The organism is Cellulomonas sp. PS-H5, from assembly GCF_019265565.1.
In the GTDB taxonomy this organism is placed as follows: domain Bacteria; phylum Actinomycetota; class Actinomycetes; order Actinomycetales; family Cellulomonadaceae; genus Cellulomonas.
In genome coordinates, this window is sequence record NZ_JAHVCI010000009.1 from 12528 (window position 1) to 34059 (window position 21532).

Sequence of the window (21532 nt, forward strand, 5' to 3'; positions counted from 1 at the left end):
CGCCCGGTCAGGTCAGGTCGTCCGCGGCGACCGCGCCGGCGCGGTAGACCACCAGCGCCACGTCGTCCTCCGCGCCGTGCGGGGCGAGCGCGCGGATCAGGTCGTCGGCCACGGACGCCGTGGGCGCGTCGGCGGGCTGGGCCGCCACCTCCGCCACCAGCCGGTCCAGCCCGGTGCGGAGCGTCTCGCGGCGCCGCTCGATCAGGCCGTCCGTGCACACGACCAGCAGGTCGCCGTCCGTCAGCCGCTCGACGGCCTCCGGGCGCGGGGCGGTCGAGATGCCGAGCGCCGCGCCGCGTCCCCCGACCAGCATCTCCGCCCCGCCCGCGGCCCGGCGCAGCACGGGCGGCAGGTGCCCGGCCGACGAGTGCACGACCGTGTGCTCCACCTCGTCGACGACGCCGCAGAACACCGTGGTGCACTCCGCCCCGGGCAGGGTGCGCGCGAACCGGTCGAGGCCGTCCAGCACGTCGGCGGGGCTGCGGTCCTCGAGCAGCAGGGCTCGGGTGGCGGCGCGCAGCTGGCCCATCCGCGCGGCCGCGTCGAGGCCGTGGCCCACGCAGTCGCCGACGACGAGCGCGCGGCGCCCCGGGCCCAGCTCGACCACGTCGTACCAGTCGCCGCCGACGGCCAGGTCGCCGACGGCGGGGAGGTAGCGGGCGACCACGCCGGCGACGCTGGACCCCTCGGGCACGATCGCGGCCTGCAGCGTGTCGCTGACCTCGCGCAGGTGGTCCACCTCGCTCTGGTGCCGGAGGGTGCCCGCGACCGCCTCGCCGACGGTGCTCGCGAGCAGCGCGAGGAACGACCGGTACGCGTCGTCCCACGGCCGCCGGCCGGTGCCGGTCAGCACCATGACGCCGACGGGCGTCGCGTCGACGACCCCCGCGAGCGGGACGACGACCGTGCGACCCCGTTCCTCGGCCGTGCCGGTCCGGGCCACCTGCTCGACGACCTGGTCGGGGACCGTCGAGCCGCGCGAGGCCCCGGCGCTCCCCCGGAGCCGCAGGGCACCGCCGTCGTCCCGGACGTACAGCGCCGAGGCCAGCACGTCGGGTGCGCCCTCGAGCAGCCCGAGCGTCCGGGACGCCAGCGAGTCCAGGTCGTCGCGCGCCGCGGTGAGGGCCACCGTCAGGTCGCCGAGCAGGCGCATGCGGCGCTGCTCGACCACCCGTTCGGTCGTCTCGGTCGCGATGTCGAGCAGGCCCCGCACCTCGTCCGACGCGTCGCGGATCGGCGAGTACGAGTACGTGAAGTACGTGTCCTCGTCGTAGCCCGAGCGGTGCATGACGAGGTGCTGGTCCACCGTCCAGGTGGGTTCGCCCCGCACCATCACGGCCTCGACCGAGGGCAGCAGGTCGTCCCAGATCTCCTTCCACACCTCGGCCAGCGGGGACCCCATCGCCCCGGGGTGCTTGTCGGAGCCGAGCATCTCCCGGTAGCCGTCGTTGTAGATCATCGTCAGCTCGGGACCCCAGGTGACCAGCACCGGGAACCGCGTGTTGAAGCACATCTCCACGGTCAGCCGCAGCGCCGCGGGCCACGTGCTCGGCACGCCCAGCGGCGTCGCCGCCCAGTCCACCTCGCGCGCCACCAGGCCGGTCGCGCTGCCGGCGGTGATGCGGAGGAACCAGGGGGATCGCACGGGGGTGACCCTACGCGCCGCCGACCCCCGCCGCCGGGTGACGGCGGGCGGTCCGCGCGGGTCAGCCGTCCCGGTAGAGGCAGAACGGGTGGCCGGCCGGGTCCAGCAGCACGCGGCGCGACGGCTGCGGCTGGTGCCCGGCGAGGCGCGCACCGAGCCGCAGCGCGCCCGCGACCGCCTCCTCCAGGTCCAGCACCTCGACGTCCAGGTGCAGCTGGCGCCGCTGGCGCCCGTCCTCGGCGGGCCACACCGGCGGCTGGTGGTCGGGGCTGCGCTGCACCGCGAGGTACGCCACGCCGGACGGTGCCGCGACGACCGCGTGGTCCGGGTCGTCGCCGACGACCTGCCAGCCCAGCACCTCCGCGTAGAACGCCGCGAGCGCGCACGGCTCCGGCGCGTCGAGCACCACACCCCACCAGCCGTCGTCGGCCCGCCCCTGCATGCGCCCATCGTGGGGTCAGGTCGGGCCCCGCCGCACGTCGGGAGCGGACCGCGGGCGGCCCACGCCGCTCAGCGCGCGCCCAGCTCCGCCACCCGCGGCACTGCCGGCGCCACGTGGTCCCGGACCCAGGTCGCCAGCGGCACCTCGGCCGGCGGGCGCAGGATGACCGTCTCGACGCCGAGGTCGGCGTACGGGCGCGCCGCCGCGACGAACCCGTCGACGTCCCCGGACAGCAGCTGGTCGCCGCCCATCAGCAGCGTCACCCGGATGTCCGCGTAGTCCCTGCCGACGTCCTCGCAGTGCCCGCGCAGCACGTCCAGCTTGCGGCCGACCTCGACCGGGCCGGTCTCGAACAGGTTGCACGCGTCGCCGTACTGCGCGACGAGCCGCAGGGTCTTGCGCTCCCCCGACCCGCCCACGAGGATCTCGGGGCCGCGCCCGGGCCGGCTGAGCGGCAGGGGGCGGCACAGCGTCTCCGCGAGCCGGTAGTGCTCGCCCTCGAACGGGCCCTCGTCCTCGGGGTCCCACATCTGCCGGCAGATCCGCAGCGTCTCCTCGAGCCGCTCGAACCGCTCCTTCAGCGGCGGGTAGGGCACCCCCAGCGCCACGTGCTCCTTCTCGTACCACGCGGCGCCGATGCCGAGCGTCGCACGGCCCTGGGACAGCACGTCCAGGGTGGCGACGATCTTCGCGAGCAGGCCGGGGTGCCGGTAGGTCACGCCCGTGACGAGCGCGCCGAGCTGCACCGTCTCCGTACGGCCGGCCAGCATGCCGAGCGTCGTGTACGCCTCCAGCATCGGGTCGCTCGCGGGGAAGCCCGCGGGCTCCATCTGGAAGAAGTGGTCCATCACCGACAGCCAGGCCAGGCCGGCGTCCTCCGCCGCCTCGGCCGTGTCGGCGAGCTCGGGACCGAGCCGGGCGGGCTCGACCGCGTCGAACCGCATGAGGTGGGCGCCCAGGCGCATGGTGGCTCCTCCGGGGGGTCGTGCCGGGCGCGCGGACCGCGCCGGCCCCTCGGACGATGCCGCTTGGAGCGCGCTCGAAGTCAAGAGGGCCGGACGCCCGGGCGGCCGGGGCGCGTCCCGCGGCGTCTGCTGAGGGCAGAACGGCGCGCCCGGCCGCGGCGGGGGTCGCGGCGCTAGCGTGGCGGGGACCGAGGAGGTCCGCCCATGCCGCACGTCGCCGCCGCACCGCCCGCCGCCCCCGCCACGCCTCGCGGGCGCACCGGGCCCGCCCGGCCCGCCGGGCCCACCGACCCCGTCGCCGCCCGCCCGGAGCCGCCGCTGCGCGTCCTCGTCGGCGCCGTGCTCCGCCGGCACCGCGAGCGCCAGGGCCGCACCCTGCGCGACGTCGCGGACGCCGCCCGGGTGTCGGTGCCGTACCTCTCCGAGGTCGAGCGCGGCCGCAAGGAGGCGTCCTCCGAGGTGCTGGGCGCCGTGTGCCGGGCGCTGGGGCTGCGGCTGGTCGACCTGGTGGGCGACGCGCACGCCGTGCTGGCCCGCGCGGAGGGCCGGGTGGTCGTCGACCTGGCGACCGCCCCGGGCGCCGGGCACGCCCCCCGCTCCCCCGTCACCCCGCTCCCCACCACCCGCCCTCCCTCGCGCACGGCGCTCCTCCTCGCCGCCTGAACCGCCGAGGTCGAGGGTTTCCGGCCGGCACGCGACGGGAGACCCTCGACCTCGGCGGAAACGCTCGACCTCGGCCGGCGCTGCAGTCAGGCTGGTGAGGGGTGCGGCGGCTTGAGGGTGGTGATCACCGTGTCCGCGATCCCGTACGCCACCGCCTGGTGCGCCGTCAGCACCAGGTCCCGGTCGGTGTCGGCCCGCAGCTGCTCGCGCGACCGCCCGGTGTGGGCGGCGAGGATCTCGTCGACCTGCCCGCGCAGCCGGAGGATCTCGGCCGCCTGCAGCTCCAGGTCCGCCGCGGTCCCCTGCGCCCCGCCCGACGGCTGGTGCAGCAGCACCCGCGCGTGCTCGAGCACGTGCCGCTGACCGGGCGCCCCGGCCGCGAGCAGCACCGCCGCCGCGGACGCCGCCTGCCCGAGGCAGTACGTCGCCACGTCCGGCCGGACGTACCGCATGGTGTCGTAGATGGCGAGCAGGGCCGTGACCGACCCGCCCGGCGAGTTCAGGTAGAGGTGGATCGGCTGGTCCGGGTCCTCGGACTGCAGGTGCAGCAGCTGGGCGACGACCACGTTCGCCACGCCGTCGTCGATCTCGGTCCCGACGAACACGATCCGGTCGCTCAGCAGCCGGGAGAACACGTCGGACGCGCGCTCGCCGTTCGGCCGCTGCTCGACGACCACCGGCACGGTGTAGGTCCCGGCCATCAGAGGCCCGCCCGTCGCTGCGCGGCGTCCGGGCGGACGTCGTCCAGGTGCTCGACCACGCGGTCCACGAACCCGTAGGCCAGGGCCTCCTCGGCGGTGAACCAGCGGTCCCGGTCGGAGTCGCGCTCGATCGTCTCGACGGCCTGACCGGTGTGCTCGGCGATCAGCGCCTGCATCGTCCGCTTAGTGTGCGCCAGGTTCTGCGCCTGGATCGCGATGTCGACGGCGGTGCCGCCGATGCCCCCGGACGGCTGGTGCATGAGGACGCGGGCGTGCCGCATGACGTTCCGCTTGCCCGGGGTGCCGGCGCTGAGCAGGAACTGCCCGGCGCTCGCCGCGAGCCCCATCGCGAGCGTCGCGACGTCGTTCGGGATCAGCCGCATCGTGTCGTACATCGCCATGGCGGCGGTGACCGAGCCGCCGGGCGAGTTGATGTACAGCGCGATGTCGCGCCGCGGGTCCTCGGCGGACAGCAGGAGCAGCTGGGCGCAGACCCGGTTGGCGACGGCGTCGTCGACCTCCTGGCCGAGCACGACGATCCGCTGGTGCAGCAGCCGGGCGGCGAGGTCGTCGTCGAACGCGCGGGCGGGCGGGGCCTCGGCGCGGGCGGTGGGCGGGACGGGGACGGGTGACATGCGGGCCTCCTCGGTGGGCTGGTCCCCGCACGCTCGCACCGCGCACGCCCCCGGCGGCCCCGGGTCTGCCCTGGGCAGACGCCGTCTGCCGGGAGCAGACGGAGGTCAGCCCGCGGCGGCCGGCAGCCGGTCGTCGGCGGCGGCCCCGGCCAGGCGCGACCGCCCGTCCGCCGGCGCCTCTCCCGCGGCCACGACGTCCGCCACCACGACGGTGACGTTGTCCCACGCGTCCGCGTCCAGGGCCTCGCCGACGAGCGCCTCGGCCACGGCCTCGGGACCGCCCGGGGTGCCGAGCAGCGCGAGCACCCGCTCCTCGGACACGTAGTCCGTCAGCCCGTCGGTGGACATCAGCCACCGGTCCCCCGGCCGCGCGTCGACCTCGAGCACCGTGACGTGCGCGGCGTCCTCGGCGTCGCCGGCCAGGCAGTGCAGGATCACGTTGCGCCGCGGGTGGTGCGCCGCCTCGGAGGCGTCGATGACCCCGGCCTCGACGAGCAGCTGCACCAGCGAGTCGTCCCGCGTCACCCGGCGCCCCTCGCCGTCGCGCCACAGGTACGCGCGCGAGTCGCCGATGTGCATCACGCGGACGGCCTCGTCCGCGCAGAACACGCCGGTGAAGGTCGTCGCCATGCCCTCCAGCGACGGGTCCGCGCGCACCCGCTCCGCGAGGTCGGCGTTCGCGGTCGCCACCGCGGCGCGCAGGTCCTCGGCGGTGAACCGGTCCGCGCCGGAGGCCGCCAGCGCCGCCATGAGCCGGTGCGCGACGGTCCAGGACGCGACGTCGCCGCCCGCGTGCCCGCCGACCCCGTCCGCGACGAACGCGTACCCCGGCGCGCAGCCGGCCGAGTCCTCGTTGTGCGGCCGGTGCTCGCCCGCGACCGAGCGCAGGGCGGCGTCGAGGGTGAGCGGCACTGCGGCACCTCCAGGGGGATCGGGCACCTCGTGACCCCACGATGCCACGTCCGGGCGCACGTGCGCAGCCGGGTGCGCCCGGACGCGCCTCGCGGCCGCGCCACCGGGGTGGCAGCACCCCGCGGAGCGCGCCGGCGTCAGCCGATCAGCCCCCGCAGCGCCTCCGGCCGGACGTCGGTCTGCCCGGCGATCACCTCGCGCGCGCGGTCGGTCGCGTCCCACACGTCCCACAGCAGCACGCCCACCACCCGGCCGCCGTCGAGGTAGTAGACGACGCCTGCGCCGAGGTCGTCGTCGTGCCAGTCCTCGACGGTCTCGAGCGACGCATCCAGCCGGCCGACCGCCTCGTAGCCGAGCTCGAACAGGTCGGAGTAGAAGAACGGGGTGTGGTCGTACGGCTCGTCGGCGCCCGCCAGGTTGCGGCCCGCCTGCCGGCCCATCGTGGTGGCGTTGTCCACGTGCTCGACGCGGCGGCGACCCAGGAGGCGGTCCGGGTACTGCGCGACGTCGCCGGCGGCCCACACGTGCGGGTCGGACGTCCGCAGCCGGTCGTCCACCACCACGCCGTCGTCGACCTCCAGGCCCGCGGCGCGCGCGAGGTCGGTCTCGATCTCCAGGCCGGCGCCGACGACCACGCCGTCCGCCTCCAGCGTCCGCCCGTCGTCCAGGGTGACGACCACCCCGTCCGGCCCGGACTCCGTCGAGGTGACCTTCGCGCCGCGCAGCAGCGTCACGCCCGCGTCGGCGTACCGGCGCTCGACCTTCCGCGCCAGCGCGGCCGGGAACGTCGAGCCGGTGAGCACGTCCTGGGTGAACACCAGGGTGACCCGGGTGTCGTTCTGCACCAGGGCCGCGGCGAGCTCGGTGCCGATGTAGCCGCCGCCGACCACGACGACGTGCCGGCCGCCGCCGGCGAGGTCGCGCAGCCGCTCGTAGTCGCGCACGGTGCGGAAGTAGATGACCCGGCCGGAGTCCTCGACCCCCGGCAGCCGGCGCGGGTGCCCGCTGGTCGCGAGCAGCAGCGCGCCGTAGCCGACCGTGACGTCGGCGTCCGTCGTCACGGTGCGCGCCGCGGTGTCGACGGCGACCACCGCCTCGCCGAGCAGCAGCTCCGCGCCCGTCTCCTCCGCGGTCGGCAGCCACACCTCGTCGAACGCGAACTCCGGGTCCGTCCAGAGCTTCTTGGTCAGGGCGGGCCGGGTCACCGGCGCGGTCGGCTCGCGGCCGATCACCAGGACCGTCCCGCCCGGGTCGACCTCGCGGATCCCGTGCGCCGCGGCGTCGCCCGCCATCCCGGCACCGACGACGACGTAGTCGTAGCTGTCCCGCACCGTTCCTCCTGAAGGTCGCGTCCTCGCGGCCCAGCCTGGCGCGGCGGGTCGCAGGACGCCACCCCCGGGCGCGCCCGGGCCTCACGGCAGCGGCGTGACCGTCCACGTCCCGTTGGTGCTCAGCGCCACGACGCCGGGCAGCGCCACCTCTGCCGTCTCGCTCAGCGCCTCGTCCCCGCCGAGCACCAGCGACGCCGGGCCGGTGGCGGGGTCGACGTCGACCGCCGACACGACCCGGGCCAGCAGCGAGTCGTCCGGCCCCGCCGGGGTGTAGTCGATCCGGGCGCCGCTCGCGGTGTCGCCGAGCAGCAGCACCGTGGCGCCGGTCCCCTGCTGCGGCCCGGTCAGCACCGGAAGCTCGTTCCAGCTCGAGAACGTGAGCGTCCAGGGGCCGGCCGCGTCCAGCAGGAAGCCCTGCTTGGCGTCCGTGCCCTCGAGCACGTCGACCAGGTACGTCCCGGTGAGCGGCGCCGGGCCCGCGCCCCAGGGCGACATGCGGCCGTCGGAGGTGAGCACGACGTCGCCGGTGCAGGCGGCGCAGTCGAGCTGCGCCACGACGCCGAAGTCGCCGTCCCGGACGACGGCGATCCGCGCCGGCCCCTCGCCGGAGACGGTGGCCGGCGCGCCCTCGGCGACCGTGCCGGCGTTGAGCAGCGGACGCTCGGGCCCGGTCGACGGCGTGGGGCTGGGCGCGGGGGTCGGGGTCGCGCTCGGGGCGGGCGCCGCCGACGTGGCGGCCTCCGGCCCGGGCTCCGGCCCGTCCGGCGTCCCGCACCCCGCGAGCAGCAGGAGCGGCAGGGCGAGGAGGGCGACGGCGCGCGTGCGGGCGCCAGGTCGGATCGGCATGCGCGCCATCCTGCCCGGGGGTCAGTCCGGCAGCGCGCCGGCGACGACCCGCCCGCGCGACACCACGGCCACGATGTTCTCCACCCGCAGCGCGTCGACGTCCTCCCACGGGCGACCGCGCAGCACGACGAAGTCGCTGCCGAGCCCCGGGCGGAGCCGGCCCGTGACCGACCCCAACCGGATCGCGTCGGCCGCGTCCGAGGTGGCGGCGGCGAGCGCCCGCGCGGGCGTCCAGCCGAACATCGCCGCCATCGTGCGGACCTCCTCCATCTGGTCCCCGAAGCCGACGAACTGCCCCGAGGCGTCCGTGCCGAGCACGAACCGCACCCCCGCCTCCGCGGCGCGGGCGAACCCGGCGTCCCGCAGCGCGACGACGTCGCGGGCCTTGGCCTGCGCCTCCGCGGACACCGGCCGGCGGGCCTCCGCGATGATGTCGTTGATCAGCAGCGTCGGCGCGACCGGCAGGTCCCGCTCGACCAGCGCGGCGAGGTGGTGCTCGGCGATCGCGGTGCCGTGCTCGATCGAGTCGACGCCCTCGGCGAGCGCGATGTCGAGCCCCTCCACCGAGTGCGTGTGCGCGGCGACCAGCAGGCCGAGGGCGTGCGCCTCGTCCACCGTGGTGCGGATCTCCTCGGTGGTCTGGTTGCGCCAGCCGACCTTGTCCCCCATCGAGAGCACGCCGCCGGAGGTGTAGATCTTCACGCCCGCGGCGCCCGACCGGGCCCAGACGCGGACCAGCTTGCGGCACTCGTCGGGGCTGTCGGCGGTCGGCGGCCGGTGCGGGTAGTGCGGCGGCACGAACAGGTCGCCGTGGCCGGCGGTCATGCCGACCTGGCCGTGCGACAGCAGGCGCGGCCCCGTCAGGACGCCCGCGTCGAACGCGCGGCCCACGGCGAGCTGGATCGAGTCCGCGGCCAGGTCGCGCAGCGTGGTGACACCCGCGCGGGCGCAGCGCAGCGCGTTCGCGGCGACGTGCAGCGACCGCTCCTCCGGCGGGGTGAGGATCGGCCACGCGGACGGGTCCTTCGCGGGCGCGCCCGCCGGGTAGCCGAGGTGCACGTGCGTGTCCACGAGCCCCGGGACCACGCTGAGGTCCGCGTGCCGGGCCGGCGCCTCCTCCACCGCGAGGATCTCGTCGCCGGACCAGGTCAGCCGGGCCGGGCCGACCTCGCGCTCGCCGTCCCAGAGCGGGAGGCCGTCGAGGACGTTCTCGTGGGTGCTGTCGGTCATGGCGGGTCCTTCGCGGGTGGTGCGGGCCGGGGAGGTCCCCGGCGGGGGGCGGGCGGGCGCGCGGGCGCCCTAGAGGCGGGGCGTGATCTCGCCGACGACGCGGTCCTCGGCGTCCACCAGCGGGAGGTGCCGCCACCGGTCGAACGCGCCGCACGGGTGGCTGATCCCCAGCCGGAGCACGGTACCCGGGGCCACGCGGGTGCCCGGCGGGACGCGGAGGAAGGCGTGGTGGTCGTTGACGCCGGTCACCTGCCACTCGGCGACGTCGGGTGCGTCGGCCGCGCCCCCCGCGACCCCCAGCACCACCGGCAGCCGGTCGTCGGTCGGCGCCTCGCGGCGCCCGAACCCGGCGATCACCAGCCCGTCCTCCGGGGCCGACAGCACGCTCGCGCGCAGCTCGAACGCGGGCCGCAGAGTCGCGGACCCCCGGTCGGCGCGGAGCGGCGACGTGCGCCGGTAGACGCCGTGGTCGTGCGTCACGTAGCAGCCGGACCGCAGCACGGTCGTGACCGGCTGGTCCCACATCGCCGGGCCGAGCTCGCGCGCGACCAGGTCGAAGTACGAGGAGCCGCCGGCCGTGACCACGGGGACGCCGGCGACGAGGCCGCCCTCGGTGATCGCGGTGACCAGCGCCCGGACCCGCGCCAGCAGGTCGGCGGCCCCGGGCGGGGCACCGGGGTCGTCGCCGACCGGCATGAGCCCCTCGAACGCGGAGACGCCCGCGAGCCGGACGCGCTCGGCGCCCGCCACCCGGCCGGCCAGCGCCAGCGCGGCGACGTCGTCCCGCACGCCCGTGCGCCCGCCTCGGAACCCGAGCTCCAGCAGCAGCGGCAGCGGCCGGTCGGGCCGGAGCCGGTCGAGCTCGGCCAGCAGCAGGTCCAGGCCCGCGTCGCTGTCGACGTAGCAGAGGTACTCGGTCGCGGAGCCGGCGGCGAGCAGGTGCTCGGCGACCCAGGCGATCGACCCGCGGTCGACCAGGACGTTCGCGTGCAGCACGCGGCCGACGCCCCAGCCGGCGAGCGTGCGCACCTGCGCCGGGGTGGCGGCGGTGAAGCCCCACGCCCCCGCAGCGGTCTGCCGGCGGACCAGGTCGCGGGACATGTGCGTCTTGGCGTGCGGGGCGAGCTGCACGCCCGCGGCGCGGCACCAGTCGGCCATCACCCGCACGTTGTGCTCGATCGCGTCGTCGCGCAGCAGCATGGCGGGCAGCTCGAGGTCGGTGGCGGCCGCGGCGGCGGTCGCCCCGGACCCGGCGGCGTGCCGGCCGCTCACGCGCCGGCTCCCGTGGCGGCCGACCGGCCGACCGGCTCGGGCCGGCCCGCCCGCAGCACCCGCCCCGCGCGCACCCCGGTGAACTCCCCGCCGTCGACGACGACGGTCCCGGCGAGCACCGTGCACACCACGCCCGTCGGGCGCTCCCACGGCCGCTGCGGCGTCCCGGGGTGCCCCACGGTGGCGGGGTCGAAGACGGCCACGTCCGCGATCGCGCCCGGCACGATCCGGCCGCGGTCGGGCAGCCCGAGCGCGTCGGCGGTCAGCGAGGTCATCTTCCGGACCGCCTCCGCGAGCTCGAGGACGCCGAGGTCCCGGACGTACCGGCCGAGCACCGTCGGGAAGCAGCCCCAGCCGCGCTGGTGCGCGTTGCCGACCGGCACCGAGTTGTCCGAGCCGATGGCGATGAGCGGGTCGGCGAGGATCGCGCGCACGTCGTCCTCGGCCATGAGCTCGTAGACCATCATCGCGCCGGGGTCGGCGAGCACGAGGTCGCACAGCGCGTCCCAGGCGTCGAGGCCGCGCTCGGCGGCGACGTCGGCGACGCTCCGGCCGAGCAGGCCCGCGTCGGTGTGCATCGACAGCAGCACGCCCGCGGGGGTCGTCTGGGTCCAGGAGCCGGAGCCCGGGCCGCCGGCCAGGGCGCGCTCGAGCAGGGCGGCGCGGGTGGCCGGGTCGGACAGCCGGCGCACGAGCTCGGCGCGCCCGCCGACCTGCGCCTCGGCCGGGAGCAGCGCGGTGAGGAAGCTCTCCCCCGTCGTGTACGGGTACGCGTCGCCGTGCGCGTCGACCCCCTCGGCCCGCGCGGCACGGAGCGCCGCGAGCAGCTCGCCCGCGCGCCCGTGGTTCCGCCGGCCGGCGGCCTTGCAGTGCGAGACCTGCACCCGGACGCCCGTGCGCCGGGCGACGTCGAACGTCTCGGCCAGCGAGTCCGCCAGGCCGTCGCCCTCGTCGCGCATGTGCGTGGCGTACGGCCGGCCCCAGCGGGCGGCGACCGCGGCGAGGGCGGCGACCTCGTCGGTGTCCGCGTACACGCCCGGCGCGTAGATCAGGCCGGTCGAGAACCCGAACGCGCCGTCGGCGAACGCCTGGTCCGCGAGCTCCGCCATCCGGTCCAGCGCGCCCGGCGCGAGCGCCTCGGCCATGCCGTTCGCGCTGATCCGCAGCGTGTGGTGCCCGACCAGCGACGCGACGTGCGTCGTCGGGCCGTGCTCCTCGACGGCGTCCAGGTACTCGGCGAACGTGCGCGGCCAGGAGGACACCCCGGCGGCGACGGTCGACGAGATCGGCCGGTGCAGGTCCACCGCGCGGTCGTCGACCAGCGGGGCCGCCGAGTTGCCGCAGTTGCCGACCACCTCGGTGGTGACGCCCTGGAGCACCTTGAACGGCTGGGCCTCGGCCATGAACGGCACGACGTCCGAGTGGGTGTGCGCGTCGATGAACCCGGGCGCGACGACCAGGCCGGCGGCGTCGACCACCCGCGCGCCGGCGGGCGCCGAGGCGGCGAGGCCCGGGCCGACCGCCGCGACCCGGTCGCCGGCGACGAGCACGTCCGCCACCACGGGGGTGGCGCCGGTGCCGTCGACGACGGTCCCGCCGCGCAGGACGAGCGTGACGTCACCCGCGCGGGCCCCGGCACTGCTCACGACAGCTGCCCGATCCGCTCCTGCACCAGCGTGTCCACGATGCTCAGCACCGCGTACGCCAGCATCGTCACCGCGGCGACCGTGATCGCCGAGGCCCACATCGCGTCGTAGCCGAACGAGCCCGCGGCCTTGGAGATCGCGCCGCCGAGGCCCTGGCCGGTCGACAGCCACTCGGCGATCATCGCACCGGTCACGGCGGACGGGACGGCGATCCGCGCGGAGGCCAGCGTCGACGGCACGGCCGCCGGCAGGGCCACCTTGCGCAGCACCGTCCAGGACGAGCCGCCGTACGCGAGCACCAGGTCCCGGTGCTCCCCGGACACGCTCCGCAGCCCGTACAGGATGTTCGCGAGCGCGGGCAGGAACACCACGAGGATGACGATCGCGGTCACGCCCGCCTGGCCGATGCCGAAGATCAGCGTGATCAGCGGCGTCAGCACGACGAGCGGGATCGACCGCAGCACCATCGCGGTCGGCATGACGATGCGCTCCAGCACCGGCGACACGCAGAACACCACGGCGAGGCCGAACGCCGCGGCGAGGCCGACGACGTACCCGATGCCGGCGTCCCGGACCGTGACCGCGAGGTCGGCGGCGATGGTCGCGCGGTGGTCGGCGGCGCCCTCGGCGGTGACGACGTAGTCGAACACGTCCCAGGGCCGCTTGCCGATGAGCGGGCTGACGTCGAACGCCTCGAGCACGGCCACCCACAGCGCGAGGGCCACGACCACGGCCGCCGCGAGGGTGCCGACCCGGCGGGCGACGAACCGCCCCGTCCCGCCGCTCATCCGCGCTTCTCCTTCGCCCACGGGGTGAGGACCCGCCCGACCAGCCCGACGAGCGCGTAGCCGCCGAGCGCGATCAGACCGGCCAGGATGCTCAGCGCCCACACCCGGTCGGGCTGGATCTGGCGCTGCGCCGCGTTGAGCGCCACGCCGATGCCCGCGTCGATGCCGCCGAGGTACTCCCCGACGACGGCGCCGAGCAGCGCTGCCGGGACCGCCACCTGCAGGGCGGTGACGATCGCCGGCAGCGCCGACATGAGCTGGACCTTGCGGATCTGCGTCCACCGGCCGCCGCCGTACGCGGCGACGAGGTCCAGCGAGCTGCGGCTCGCCGAGCGCATCCCGAGGATGGCGCCGACGAGCGTCGTGAAGAACACCAGCAGGGCGCCGAGGAAGATCGCCGAGGCGCGGCCGCCGAAGATCACCATGACGATCGGGCCGATCGCGGTCACCGGCAGGCACGCCGAGATGACCCCGATCTGGGTGATGACGTCCTCCAGCCGCGGCACGACCAGCACGACCGCCGCCAGCGCCAGGCCGGCGAGGTTGCCCCACAGGTAGCCCTGCGCGGCGCGGCTCAGCGTCGGGACGACGTTGGCCTCGTAGAACGGCCAGCCGTCCGCGACCGCGGAGCGCGCCACGTCGACCGGGGACGGGAACGAGGTGCTGTTCTCGAGGCCGGCGGTCATCGCCCACCACAGGGCGACCAGCAGCACGATGCCGACGGTGCCGCCGACCCAGGGGCGGGCCAGGGCGCCGCGGAACCGCGCGACGGCGACGCTCACTCGGCGTCCCTGGCCGCGGCGGCGCCGCCCGGGGAGAACAGCAGCCCCGACAGGTGGTCCACCACCTCGTGGAACTCGGGCGTCCGCATCATCTCCGGCGTGCGCGGGCGCTCGAACGGGATCTCGACGATCTCGACGATCCGGCCCGGCCGCGCCGACATCACGGCGACGTAGTCGGACAGCAGCGCCGCCTCCGCGATGCCGTGCGTGACCATCAGGGTGGTCGCGGAGCGCTCGGTCCAGATCCGCTGCAGCTCGAAGTTCAGCCGCTGCCGGGTCATGTCGTCGAGGGCGCCGAACGGCTCGTCCAGCAGCAGGAAGTCCGGCCGCACCGCGAGGGCCCGGGCGATGGACGCGCGCTGCCGCATGCCGCCGGACAGGTGCGCCGGCCGGGCCTTCTCGAAGCCCGTGAGGCCGACGAGCTCGATCAGCTCGTCGACGATCCCGTCGTCCTTGCGCTTCTGGATCTCCAGCGGCAGCCGGATGTTCTTCTGCACCGAGCGCCACGGCAGCAGGGCCGGGTCCTGGAACGCGATGCCCATGCCGTCGGCGCGCTTCCCGGTCGCGACGGGCGTGCCGTTCACGGCGACCGTGCCCGACGTCGGCGTCTCGAGCCCGGCGAGGATGCGCAGGATCGTCGACTTCCCGCAGCCGGACGGGCCGAGCAGCGACAGGAACGAGCCGCGCGGGGTGGACAGGCTCACGTCCTCCAGCGCGGTCACGGACCGGCGGCCGGAGCGGAACTCCTTGCCCAGGCCGGTGATCTCGATGCCGGGGGCCGGGGACGTGGGCACGCCCGCCCCCGCGGCCGAGGGGGTCGGCAGCACGGGGGCGGGCGTGGACTGGGGGTCGGTCACGAGAGCAGGTCCGGGTTCTCGGCGTAGACCTCGTCGAGGAGCGAGAGGTCGAACAGCTCGTCGGCCGTGATGTCGACGCCGGCGTAGCCGAGGGAGGCGATGGTGCCCTCCTGCAGCTCGTCGCTGACGGTGAGCAGGCCGTTCGTCGCGGTCTCGTCGGACTCGATCAGCGTGGCCTGGCGGTCGAAGGACAGCGTGATCGCGTCGGCGTCGTACTGCTGCTCCTTGCCGTACGTGTTCACCGTCAGGTCGACGGCGCGCTCCGGGTCGTCCAGCGCGGCGCGCCAGCCCTCGGCCGTGGCGAGCAGGAACGCCTTGACCTCCTCGGGGCGCTCGTCGATGGCCTCCTGCGAGGTGACCAGCACCTCGCCGACCATCGGCAGGCCGTTCTCGGCGAGCAGGAACTCGGTGGCGTCGAAGCCCGCCGCCGACAGCGCGGCCGCGCCGGTCGTGGTGTAGCCGATGAAGCCGTCCACCTGACCCGTGGTGAGCATCGAGGTGTCGGACAGCGGCACCGTGGTGACCTCGGCGGCGTCGATGTCGTTGGCCGCGAGGAACGCGTTCCACACCAGCGTGTTCGAGTCGGACACGGCGATGGTCTTGCCGGCCAGGTCGTCCGGGCCCTCGATCGGCGCGGAGGCGGCCGACACCAGGGCGAACGGGTTCTGCTGGTAGGTCGCGCCGACGATCTTCAGCGCGGCGCCGCTCTGGATCGCCGGGGCGGTGATCAGCGGGGAGGACAGGCCGACGAACGCCTGGCCGGAGGCGACGGCCGCCTCGGCCGAGGTGGCCGACGAGCCGCCCGCGGTCAGCGTGACGTCCGCGAAGCCCGCGTCCGTGTACAGGCCGTCCTCCACCGCGAGGTACTCGCCGGCGAACTGCTGGTTCTTCAGCCAGGACAGCTGGACGCTCACCGCGTCGAACGACTCGGCGGCGCCGGACGCGTCGCCGGTCGAGCCGGCGGTGTCGTCCGAGGAGCAGGCGGAGAGCAGGAGGCCGGCGGCGGCCACGGCGGCGGCCAGGCCGGCGATCCGGCGCCGGGGGCGCGCGGTGAAGGAGCGGGTCACGTCAACCTCGATCACGTCGTGCGGCGCCCGCGGCTACGGGCGGCCGCGGTGCCAGGGGGAGGGTCGCGCCGGGGCGACCCGGCGACTGCCCCCATTCGACAGGCCCGGGCTCGGCCGTCGCCATGTGGGATCCTCCGAACTCGACCCGCCTCGGCGGTGCGGTCCGTTGTGCGACCCACCGAGCGCGTCACGTGCGCGTCACACGACGAGGGCGTGCGGCCGCGCACCCGGCGGATCGCCCAGCCCCTCGCCCCGGGACCGCCTCCGGTCGTTGGTGGATCGCACGAGGCCGCAGGCCACGGCCCTGTGGTTGGCTTCCCGGCAAGCGTGGACGACACCTCCGCGACGACCGACGAACGACGAACGACCGGGAGCAGGACGTGTGGCCGACGGCTGAACTGCACGTGCACATCGAGGGCACGCTGGACGCCGACCTCATCCGCGCGCTGGCGGACCGCAACGGGCTGCCCGTCCCCGCGGGCGCCGGGCGGGGCGCGCCGTTCCGCGACCTGCAGGAGTTCCTGGACGTCTACTACGCGAACCTCGACGTGCTGCGCACCCGGCAGGACTTCCAGGACCTCGGCGCCCGGTACCTGGCCCGGGCGGCCGCGGCCGGCGTCCGGCACGCCGAGATCTTCGTCGACCCGCAGTCGCACACCGAGCGCGGCGTCCCGGTCGAGGACGTGCTGCTCGGGCTGTCCGCGGCGCTCGCCGACGCCCGCGCGGTCCACGGCATGTCGGGCGGGCTGATCGTCTGCTTCCTGCGGCACCTCGGCCCCGAGGCGGCGATGGCGACGCTCGAGGCCGTGCTCCCCCACCGGTCGCTGCTGCTCGCGGTCGGCCTGGACTCCAGCGAGGTCGGCTTCCCGCCGTCGCTGTTCCGCGACGTGTTCGAGCGCGCCGCCGCCGAGGGCCTGCGTCGCGTCGCGCACGCCGGCGAGGAGGGCGGGCCGGACTACGTCTGGGAGGCCCTGGACATCCTGGGCGCGGAGCGGATCGACCACGGCAACCGCGCGCTGGAGGACGTCGAGCTCGTCGCCCACCTGCGCGCCACCCGCACCCCGCTGACCGTGTGCCCGCTGTCCAACCTCGCGCTGCGCACCGCCGGGCCCGACCTGGCGGACCACCCGATCGCGGTCATGCTCGACGAGGGCCTGCGCGCGTCGGTGCACTCGGACGACCCGGCCTACTTCGGCGGGTACCTGGACGACAACGTGCGCGCGCTGGTCGCCGCCGGGACCGTCACCGAGGACCAGGTCGGCGTGCTCGCCGCGAACGCGGTCGCGTCGTCGTTCCTGCCCGACGCCGGCAAGGCCGCGTTGCTCGCCGAGATCCGCGCGCACGCGGAGCGGATCGGCGCCGCCGTGCCCGCGCTCGCCCTCGACCCGGCGGAGGTCTGAGCGTGCGGAGCACCGAGGTGACCACCGGCCGGCGCGTGGCGGTCGTGCTGGAACCCGGCGACGAGGTGCTGGCGGCGCTGACGGAGGCGTGCCGCGCGCACGGCATCCGGCAGGGCTTCGTCCCCGTGTTCTCCGGGGCGTTCCGCACGGCGCGGTTCATCGCGGCGGACGTGCCGGTCGACGACCAGGAGCCGCCGCTCCCCCACGAGGTCACCGTGACCTACACCGAGGGCATCGGCAGCGGCACCATCCTGTGGGACGCCGAGACCGGCACCCCCACGCCGCACCTGCACCTGGCCGTCGGCGTGAAGAACGCCGCTGCCGCGGGGTTCGCCGGGCACGTGCTGAGCGCCGAGACGCACTACACGGTCGAGGTGCTCGTCGAGGAGGTCGTCGCGCCGGCGCTGCTGCGCGTGCCGGACCCGCGCGCGTACGGCATCCCGACGATGCACTTCGCCTGACGCCGGGGTCCACGCCCACCTCGGGGGTGCTGGCACCCAGGCCGGGCGGCTCCGGGGGCGTTCACCCGGTCGGGTGGCTCCGCCCGCCCGCGCGCCGGCCGAACAGGTCCGCATGCCCCTGCACGCCCTCGCGCCCGCACTCGTCGCATGACGCGCCTGCTGCCGCCCCTGTCGCCCGTCGGCTGGCTCCTGTTCGGGGCCATGGTGCTCCTCGTCCTCACCTACCTCTACTACTGGTCGACGGTGGTCCGCGCCACGGCGCACGGGCACGTCTCGCGGGTGCGGCTCACCGACTCCGACCTGCGCCTCTCGCGGGCCTGCGCGCAGGACGCGGGGCGCACGCACCGGTTCCTGATCCAGATCACGACCAAGGGCGGCGCGCTGCCGGTCGTCGAGCGCGGGATCGACCAGGTGCTCGAGGGCGTCGCCCGGTACCCCGCGCTGCGCCGGGTCGTCCGGGTCGAGGTCGTCACCGAGGACGCCGGCGAGGTCGCCGCCCTCGCGCACCGGTACCGCGACGCGGGCGTGCCCGTCCGGCCGTTCCTGCTACCGCCCGACTACGCGACGCCGAAGGGCACCCGGCTCAAGGCGCGCGCGCTGGAGTACATGGTGGAGCAGCACCGGGCGGACCCGGACGACTGCTACGTGGTCCACTTCGACGAGGAGTCCGTGCTCACCCCGGACAACCTCGCCCGGCTCGTGCACCGGCTCACCGACCACCCCGTCGGCATCTCGGAGGGGATGATCTCCTACGGGCTCGACTGGGACCGGGCGACGCTGCTGAACAAGGCGATGGAGTCCAGCCGCCCGTTCGGCTGCCACGAGTGCTACACCGTGATGACCAGCCCGCCGCCGATGCACCTGCACGGCTCCAACCTCGTCATCCGGCAGGACCTGGAGAACGAGATCGGCTGGGACATCGGCACGCTCGACGGCGCCCCGCTCATCGCCGAGGACCTCGTGTTCGGCCTCGGCGCGTACCTGCGGTTCGGCCCGGACGTCTTCGGCTGGCACCACGCGGAGATGGTCGAGCAGCCGCCCTTCACCCTCAAGGCCGCCTACAAGCAGCGCGAGCGCTGGGTGTTCGGCTCCCTGCAGGCGCTCGCGCACGTGCGGGCGCAGGCCGACTGGTCCCGGCTGTCCCGCCGCGACCGCTGGCACATCGGCGTCGTCATCCGGCTGCGGGTGCTCACCTACGCGCTCGGGTTCGCGGTGTCGCTGCTCGCGCTGGGCTCGAACGCCGTGGTGCTCGGGGTCCTGGCGACGCGCGCCCTCGCCGGCGACGCGCTCGGCGTCGCCGCGCCGGAGCTGTCGGTCTACGGCGTGGTCACCGGAGCCGGGCTGCTGATGTGGCTGGGCAGCAACCAGCTGGGGCTGTTCTACAACCTGCGGTACTCCGGGCTGAGCCGGGCGCAGAAGGCGCGCGACCACGTGCTCGTGCTGCTGGCCACCCCGTTCGCCGGGGTGGTCGACACGGCCGGCCCGCTCGTGGCCGTGCTCAAGTGGGCCGCCGGGATCCGCGAGGTCGCGTGGAAGCCGACGCCGAAGGCGGCGCCGGGGGCGCGGGGCCGTGCCGGGTCCGCGACGGTGGTCGCGCCGGTGGCGGCGTCGGCCGCCGCGGTGCCGGTCGCGGCGGCGCCCGCGCCGCTGATCCCCACCCAGCGGAGCGGGTCGGCCGACGTCCCGGTCGCCGCCGGGTCGGCCGCCCGCAGCGGCGCCGTGGTGACCCCGTGACCCGGCCGGTCCCCACCCGGGTCCGGTTCGTCGCGCTGGTCGTCCTCCTCGCCGGCGCGCTCGTCGCGGCCCTGGTCGGGGTCGTCCTGCCCACGATCACCGGCGCGGGCGCCCTCCCCCGGGGCGACGCCAAGCGGGTCGCGGACCTCGACCGGCTGGCGGCCGCGCTCGAGCGGTACGCCGACGAGCACGGCGGCTACCCGGTGAGCTCCGGGACCTGCGCGGAGGGCCGGTTCGACAGCGACGCCGACGTCGCGTTCCTCGCCGACCTCGAGCGGGAGGCCGCGATCGAGGCGATCCCGCGCGACCCGGCAGGGACCGGCGGCGGCTGCCGGACGATGTACGGGGCCAAGCACTACCTGTACTACTCGAACGGCACGAAGTTCGCGCTCGTCGCGAGCGTCGACGACCGGGGTGCGGTCCCGGGCGGCGCCGCGGGCGTGCACCTCGCCGACGGCGACCGGGCGTGGTTCGACGGCTCGGCCCTGCTGGCGGACTGGGGCTGGAGCAGCAACCTCTACGTCGTGGCCTCCCCGGCGCTGCCCGCCGCCGGGTAGCTACTCCGTCTCGTCCAGGCAGGTCATCGCGAGGAACAGGTCGACCCGGTCGGACATGGTGCTCATGTCGCGGTTGGTCAGCTCCTCGATGCGGGCGATCCGGTAGCGCAGCGTGTTCGTGTGAAGGTGCAGCTGCCGGGCGGTCTCCTGCCACGCGCCGCCGCCGTCGAGGAACGCCCGCAGCGTGCCGACCAGGTCCGCGTTGTGCCGCTCGTCGTAGGACAGCAGCGGCGCCAGCACCTCGCGGGCGTAACCGGACCGGGTGCTCTCGCCGAGCATCCGCAGCAGCGCGCGGTGCGTCTGCACGTGCAGCGACGTCGACACCACCACGGGCTCGGGGCCCGAGGCGTTCTGCACCCGCTCGACCGCCGTCGCGATCGCCGAGTTCAGCCGGCTGACCCCGCTGACCGGGTCGCTCATCCCGACGCGCAGCTGCCGGCCGTCGAGCAGCAGCAGGTACTCCTCGGCCAGGTGCTCGGCGAGCGGCCGCTCGTCGTCGCCTGCACCGTTCACCAGCAGGATCGCCTGGTCGTCGAAACGGCAGCCCAGGACCCGGTGCCCCCGGGCCGTCAGCGTGCGCTGCAGCATCTCGAGCACCGCCGCGCGGGGGAACCGCGGGTCGTCGACCCGGGCCGCGACGATCGTCGTCTCGTCCGACGGGGCCATGCCCTCCAGGCGCATCCGGGCGGAGATCGCGCCCGGGGACGCCTCCTGGTCGCGGATCGCCGTGATCAGCGCGGCGACCTGCGCGTCCCGGGTCTCGCGCCAGCGGGCGGCGAGCTCCATCTCGACGCGCAGCGCGCCCACGACCGCGTCCAGCGCGAGCGCCACCTCGTCCGAGAAGGACCGGTGGTCGCCCCAGCAGCCGAAGAACCCCGACCGGTCGCGGGCGCCGGTCCGGACGATCGTGGCCGGCCCGTGCTCCGTGCCCTCGCCGGGCAGGATCACGCGCTTGTCGTGCTCCCGGGCGATCACGGCGTTCCACTGCTCGGCGACCTGCGCGCGGTCCGGGGCGGCGCCCGCGGTGGCCAGCAGCATCCCGGTCTCGTCGATGACCCAGCAGCCGACCGCGAACTCCGCGGTGAACTGCGCCAGCAGCTCGGCGACCCCGCCGCCGCGCGACACCGTGTCGGCGATCCGGCGGCTGAACCGCATCGTCCGGTTCGCCAGGCCCGCGGCCGAGCCCGGCTGCCGGGCGGCGATCTCGTCGGCGATCCGGCGGAACGACACCCCGGGCGACACCGTGAGCAGCGTGAGCCCGCGGGCGCGGCAGAGCGCGATGACCTCGTCGGGGATCACGCCGATCTCGATGAGCCCGATGACGACGGCCGCCACGTTCTGCTGCGCCAGGGCGCCGAGGAACACCGCCGCGCCGTCCGGCCGGTCGAGCCACAGGCCGCTGGTGAGCACCACGTCACCGGTCGACAGGAACCGCGACGGGTCGGGCAGGTCGGTGATGTACGCGGCGGTCACCGGCCGGTCGAGCGCGTCCGGCTCGGCGGCCACCACGCTCAGCCCGAGGTCGGGTGCGGCCAGGAGGTCACGGACGTCCACTGCTCACCACCTGGTCCCGCTCGGCACCGGGACAGTGTACGAGC

Annotated in this window: 21 protein-coding genes; 5 read left to right on the forward strand and 16 right to left on the reverse strand. The window is 75.8% G+C overall.

Translation table 11 applies throughout. The features are described 5' to 3' along the window. Window positions 1-7: 7 nt before the first annotated feature. The 3 genes from J5O08_RS05720 to J5O08_RS05730 all read right to left on the reverse strand — a co-directional run bounded on the left by J5O08_RS05720 (window position 8) and on the right by J5O08_RS05730 (window position 3052). Window positions 8-1645: a SpoIIE family protein phosphatase gene (locus J5O08_RS05720; RefSeq protein WP_218705929.1), complete on the reverse strand. Its 1638-nt coding sequence runs from the start codon at window positions 1643-1645 to the stop codon at window positions 8-10. 61 nt (window positions 1646-1706) lie between these two features. After that, window positions 1707-2087 (reverse strand): VOC family protein, encoded by a 381-nt coding sequence (locus J5O08_RS05725; protein ID WP_218705930.1) that lies wholly within the window; start codon window positions 2085-2087, stop codon window positions 1707-1709. Window positions 2088-2155: 68 nt separating this feature from the next. Beyond that, window positions 2156-3052, reverse strand: coding sequence for an LLM class F420-dependent oxidoreductase (locus J5O08_RS05730; protein WP_218705931.1), 897 nt, complete (start codon window positions 3050-3052; stop codon window positions 2156-2158). A gap of 204 nt (window positions 3053-3256) precedes the next feature. On the opposite strand from J5O08_RS05730, the gene J5O08_RS05735 reads away from it, so the two are divergent. Continuing rightward, on the forward strand, window positions 3257-3715 hold the full coding sequence (locus J5O08_RS05735; protein WP_218705932.1) for a helix-turn-helix domain-containing protein: 459 nt from the start codon (window positions 3257-3259) through the stop codon (window positions 3713-3715). Window positions 3716-3801: 86 nt separating this feature from the next. Here the strand turns inward: J5O08_RS05735 and J5O08_RS05740 are convergent, their stop codons facing one another. From J5O08_RS05740 to J5O08_RS05795, 12 genes are all read right to left on the reverse strand, one after another. Next, entirely contained in the window at window positions 3802-4416 is a 615-nt protein-coding gene (locus J5O08_RS05740) for a ClpP family protease (protein ID WP_218705933.1), read from the reverse strand. Beyond that, window positions 4416-5051 (reverse strand): ClpP family protease, encoded by a 636-nt coding sequence (locus tag J5O08_RS05745; protein ID WP_218705934.1) that lies wholly within the window; start codon window positions 5049-5051, stop codon window positions 4416-4418. Before J5O08_RS05745 ends, J5O08_RS05740 begins: the two co-directional genes overlap by 1 nt. 105 nt (window positions 5052-5156) lie before the next feature. Further along, window positions 5157-5963 (reverse strand): protein phosphatase 2C domain-containing protein, encoded by an 807-nt coding sequence (locus tag J5O08_RS05750; RefSeq protein WP_308281402.1) that lies wholly within the window; start codon window positions 5961-5963, stop codon window positions 5157-5159. Between the two features lie 137 nt (window positions 5964-6100). After that, on the reverse strand, window positions 6101-7294 hold the full coding sequence (locus tag J5O08_RS05755; RefSeq protein WP_308281403.1) for an FAD-dependent oxidoreductase: 1194 nt from the start codon (window positions 7292-7294) through the stop codon (window positions 6101-6103). Between the two features lie 81 nt (window positions 7295-7375). Beyond that, a complete protein-coding gene (locus J5O08_RS05760) occupies window positions 7376-8140 on the reverse strand; it encodes a hypothetical protein (protein WP_218705935.1) in 765 nt (254 codons plus the stop codon). Between the two features lie 21 nt (window positions 8141-8161). After that, entirely contained in the window at window positions 8162-9370 is a 1209-nt protein-coding gene (locus tag J5O08_RS05765; protein ID WP_217615603.1) for an amidohydrolase family protein, read from the reverse strand. Window positions 9371-9439: 69 nt separating this feature from the next. Then, window positions 9440-10642 (reverse strand): alanine racemase, encoded by a 1203-nt coding sequence (locus tag J5O08_RS21560; RefSeq protein WP_218705937.1) that lies wholly within the window; start codon window positions 10640-10642, stop codon window positions 9440-9442. Further along, window positions 10639-12288, reverse strand: a complete 1650-nt coding sequence (locus J5O08_RS05775) for an amidohydrolase family protein (RefSeq protein WP_218705939.1) — start codon at window positions 12286-12288, stop codon at window positions 10639-10641. Before J5O08_RS05775 ends, J5O08_RS21560 begins: the two co-directional genes overlap by 4 nt. Then, window positions 12285-13076 carry an ABC transporter permease gene (locus tag J5O08_RS05780; RefSeq protein WP_218705940.1) on the reverse strand — a complete coding sequence of 264 codons (792 nt, stop codon included), beginning with the start codon at window positions 13074-13076 and terminating at the stop codon, window positions 12285-12287. The genes J5O08_RS05775 and J5O08_RS05780 overlap by 4 nt, the downstream gene beginning before the upstream one ends. Next, window positions 13073-13858: an ABC transporter permease subunit gene (locus J5O08_RS05785; protein WP_308281405.1), complete on the reverse strand. Its 786-nt coding sequence runs from the start codon at window positions 13856-13858 to the stop codon at window positions 13073-13075. The genes J5O08_RS05780 and J5O08_RS05785 overlap by 4 nt, the downstream gene beginning before the upstream one ends. Beyond that, entirely contained in the window at window positions 13855-14715 is an 861-nt protein-coding gene (locus J5O08_RS05790; protein ID WP_308281406.1) for an ABC transporter ATP-binding protein, read from the reverse strand. Before J5O08_RS05790 ends, J5O08_RS05785 begins: the two co-directional genes overlap by 4 nt. Beyond that, window positions 14712-15782, reverse strand: a complete 1071-nt coding sequence (locus tag J5O08_RS05795; protein ID WP_218705941.1) for an ABC transporter substrate-binding protein — start codon at window positions 15780-15782, stop codon at window positions 14712-14714. Before J5O08_RS05795 ends, J5O08_RS05790 begins: the two co-directional genes overlap by 4 nt. A 380-nt stretch (window positions 15783-16162) precedes the next feature. Here J5O08_RS05795 and add point away from each other — a divergent pair, with 380 nt between their 5' ends. The 4 genes from add to J5O08_RS05815 all read left to right on the forward strand — a co-directional run bounded on the left by add (window position 16163) and on the right by J5O08_RS05815 (window position 19934). Beyond that, window positions 16163-17182, forward strand: a complete 1020-nt coding sequence (gene add / locus J5O08_RS05800) for an adenosine deaminase (protein ID WP_308281407.1) — start codon at window positions 16163-16165, stop codon at window positions 17180-17182. Between the two features lie 2 nt (window positions 17183-17184). Next, window positions 17185-17643 (forward strand): PPC domain-containing DNA-binding protein, encoded by a 459-nt coding sequence (locus J5O08_RS05805; protein WP_218705943.1) that lies wholly within the window; start codon window positions 17185-17187, stop codon window positions 17641-17643. A 147-nt stretch (window positions 17644-17790) separates the two neighbouring features. After that, entirely contained in the window at window positions 17791-19377 is a 1587-nt protein-coding gene (locus tag J5O08_RS05810) for a glycosyltransferase family 2 protein (protein ID WP_218705944.1), read from the forward strand. After that, complete coding sequence (locus J5O08_RS05815; RefSeq protein ID WP_218705945.1) at window positions 19374-19934, forward strand: hypothetical protein; 561 nt, start codon at window positions 19374-19376, stop codon at window positions 19932-19934. The genes J5O08_RS05810 and J5O08_RS05815 overlap by 4 nt, the downstream gene beginning before the upstream one ends. On the opposite strand, the gene J5O08_RS05820 is transcribed toward J5O08_RS05815, so the two are convergent. Continuing rightward, window positions 19935-21488 (reverse strand): helix-turn-helix domain-containing protein, encoded by a 1554-nt coding sequence (locus J5O08_RS05820; protein WP_218705946.1) that lies wholly within the window; start codon window positions 21486-21488, stop codon window positions 19935-19937. Window positions 21489-21532 lie beyond the last annotated feature (44 nt).

Excerpts from the sequence above, each read along its gene's own strand:
- J5O08_RS05725 (WP_218705930.1), bottom strand. The coding sequence starts at position 2,087 with ATGCAGGGGCGGGCCGACGACGGCTGGTGGGGTGTGGTGCTCGACGCG.
- J5O08_RS05745 (WP_218705934.1), bottom strand. The coding sequence starts at position 5,051 with ATGTCACCCGTCCCCGTCCCGCCCACCGCCCGCGCCGAGGCCCCGCCC.
- J5O08_RS05740 (WP_218705933.1), bottom strand. The coding sequence starts at position 4,416 with ATGGCCGGGACCTACACCGTGCCGGTGGTCGTCGAGCAGCGGCCGAAC.
- J5O08_RS05760 (WP_218705935.1), bottom strand. The coding sequence starts at position 8,140 with ATGCCGATCCGACCTGGCGCCCGCACGCGCGCCGTCGCCCTCCTCGCC.
- J5O08_RS05735 (WP_218705932.1), top strand. The coding sequence starts at position 3,257 with ATGCCGCACGTCGCCGCCGCACCGCCCGCCGCCCCCGCCACGCCTCGC.
- J5O08_RS05730 (WP_218705931.1), bottom strand. The coding sequence starts at position 3,052 with ATGCGCCTGGGCGCCCACCTCATGCGGTTCGACGCGGTCGAGCCCGCC.
- J5O08_RS05810 (WP_218705944.1), top strand. The coding sequence starts at position 17,791 with ATGACGCGCCTGCTGCCGCCCCTGTCGCCCGTCGGCTGGCTCCTGTTC.
- J5O08_RS05765 (WP_217615603.1), bottom strand. The coding sequence starts at position 9,370 with ATGACCGACAGCACCCACGAGAACGTCCTCGACGGCCTCCCGCTCTGG.
- J5O08_RS05780 (WP_218705940.1), bottom strand. The coding sequence starts at position 13,076 with ATGAGCGGCGGGACGGGGCGGTTCGTCGCCCGCCGGGTCGGCACCCTC.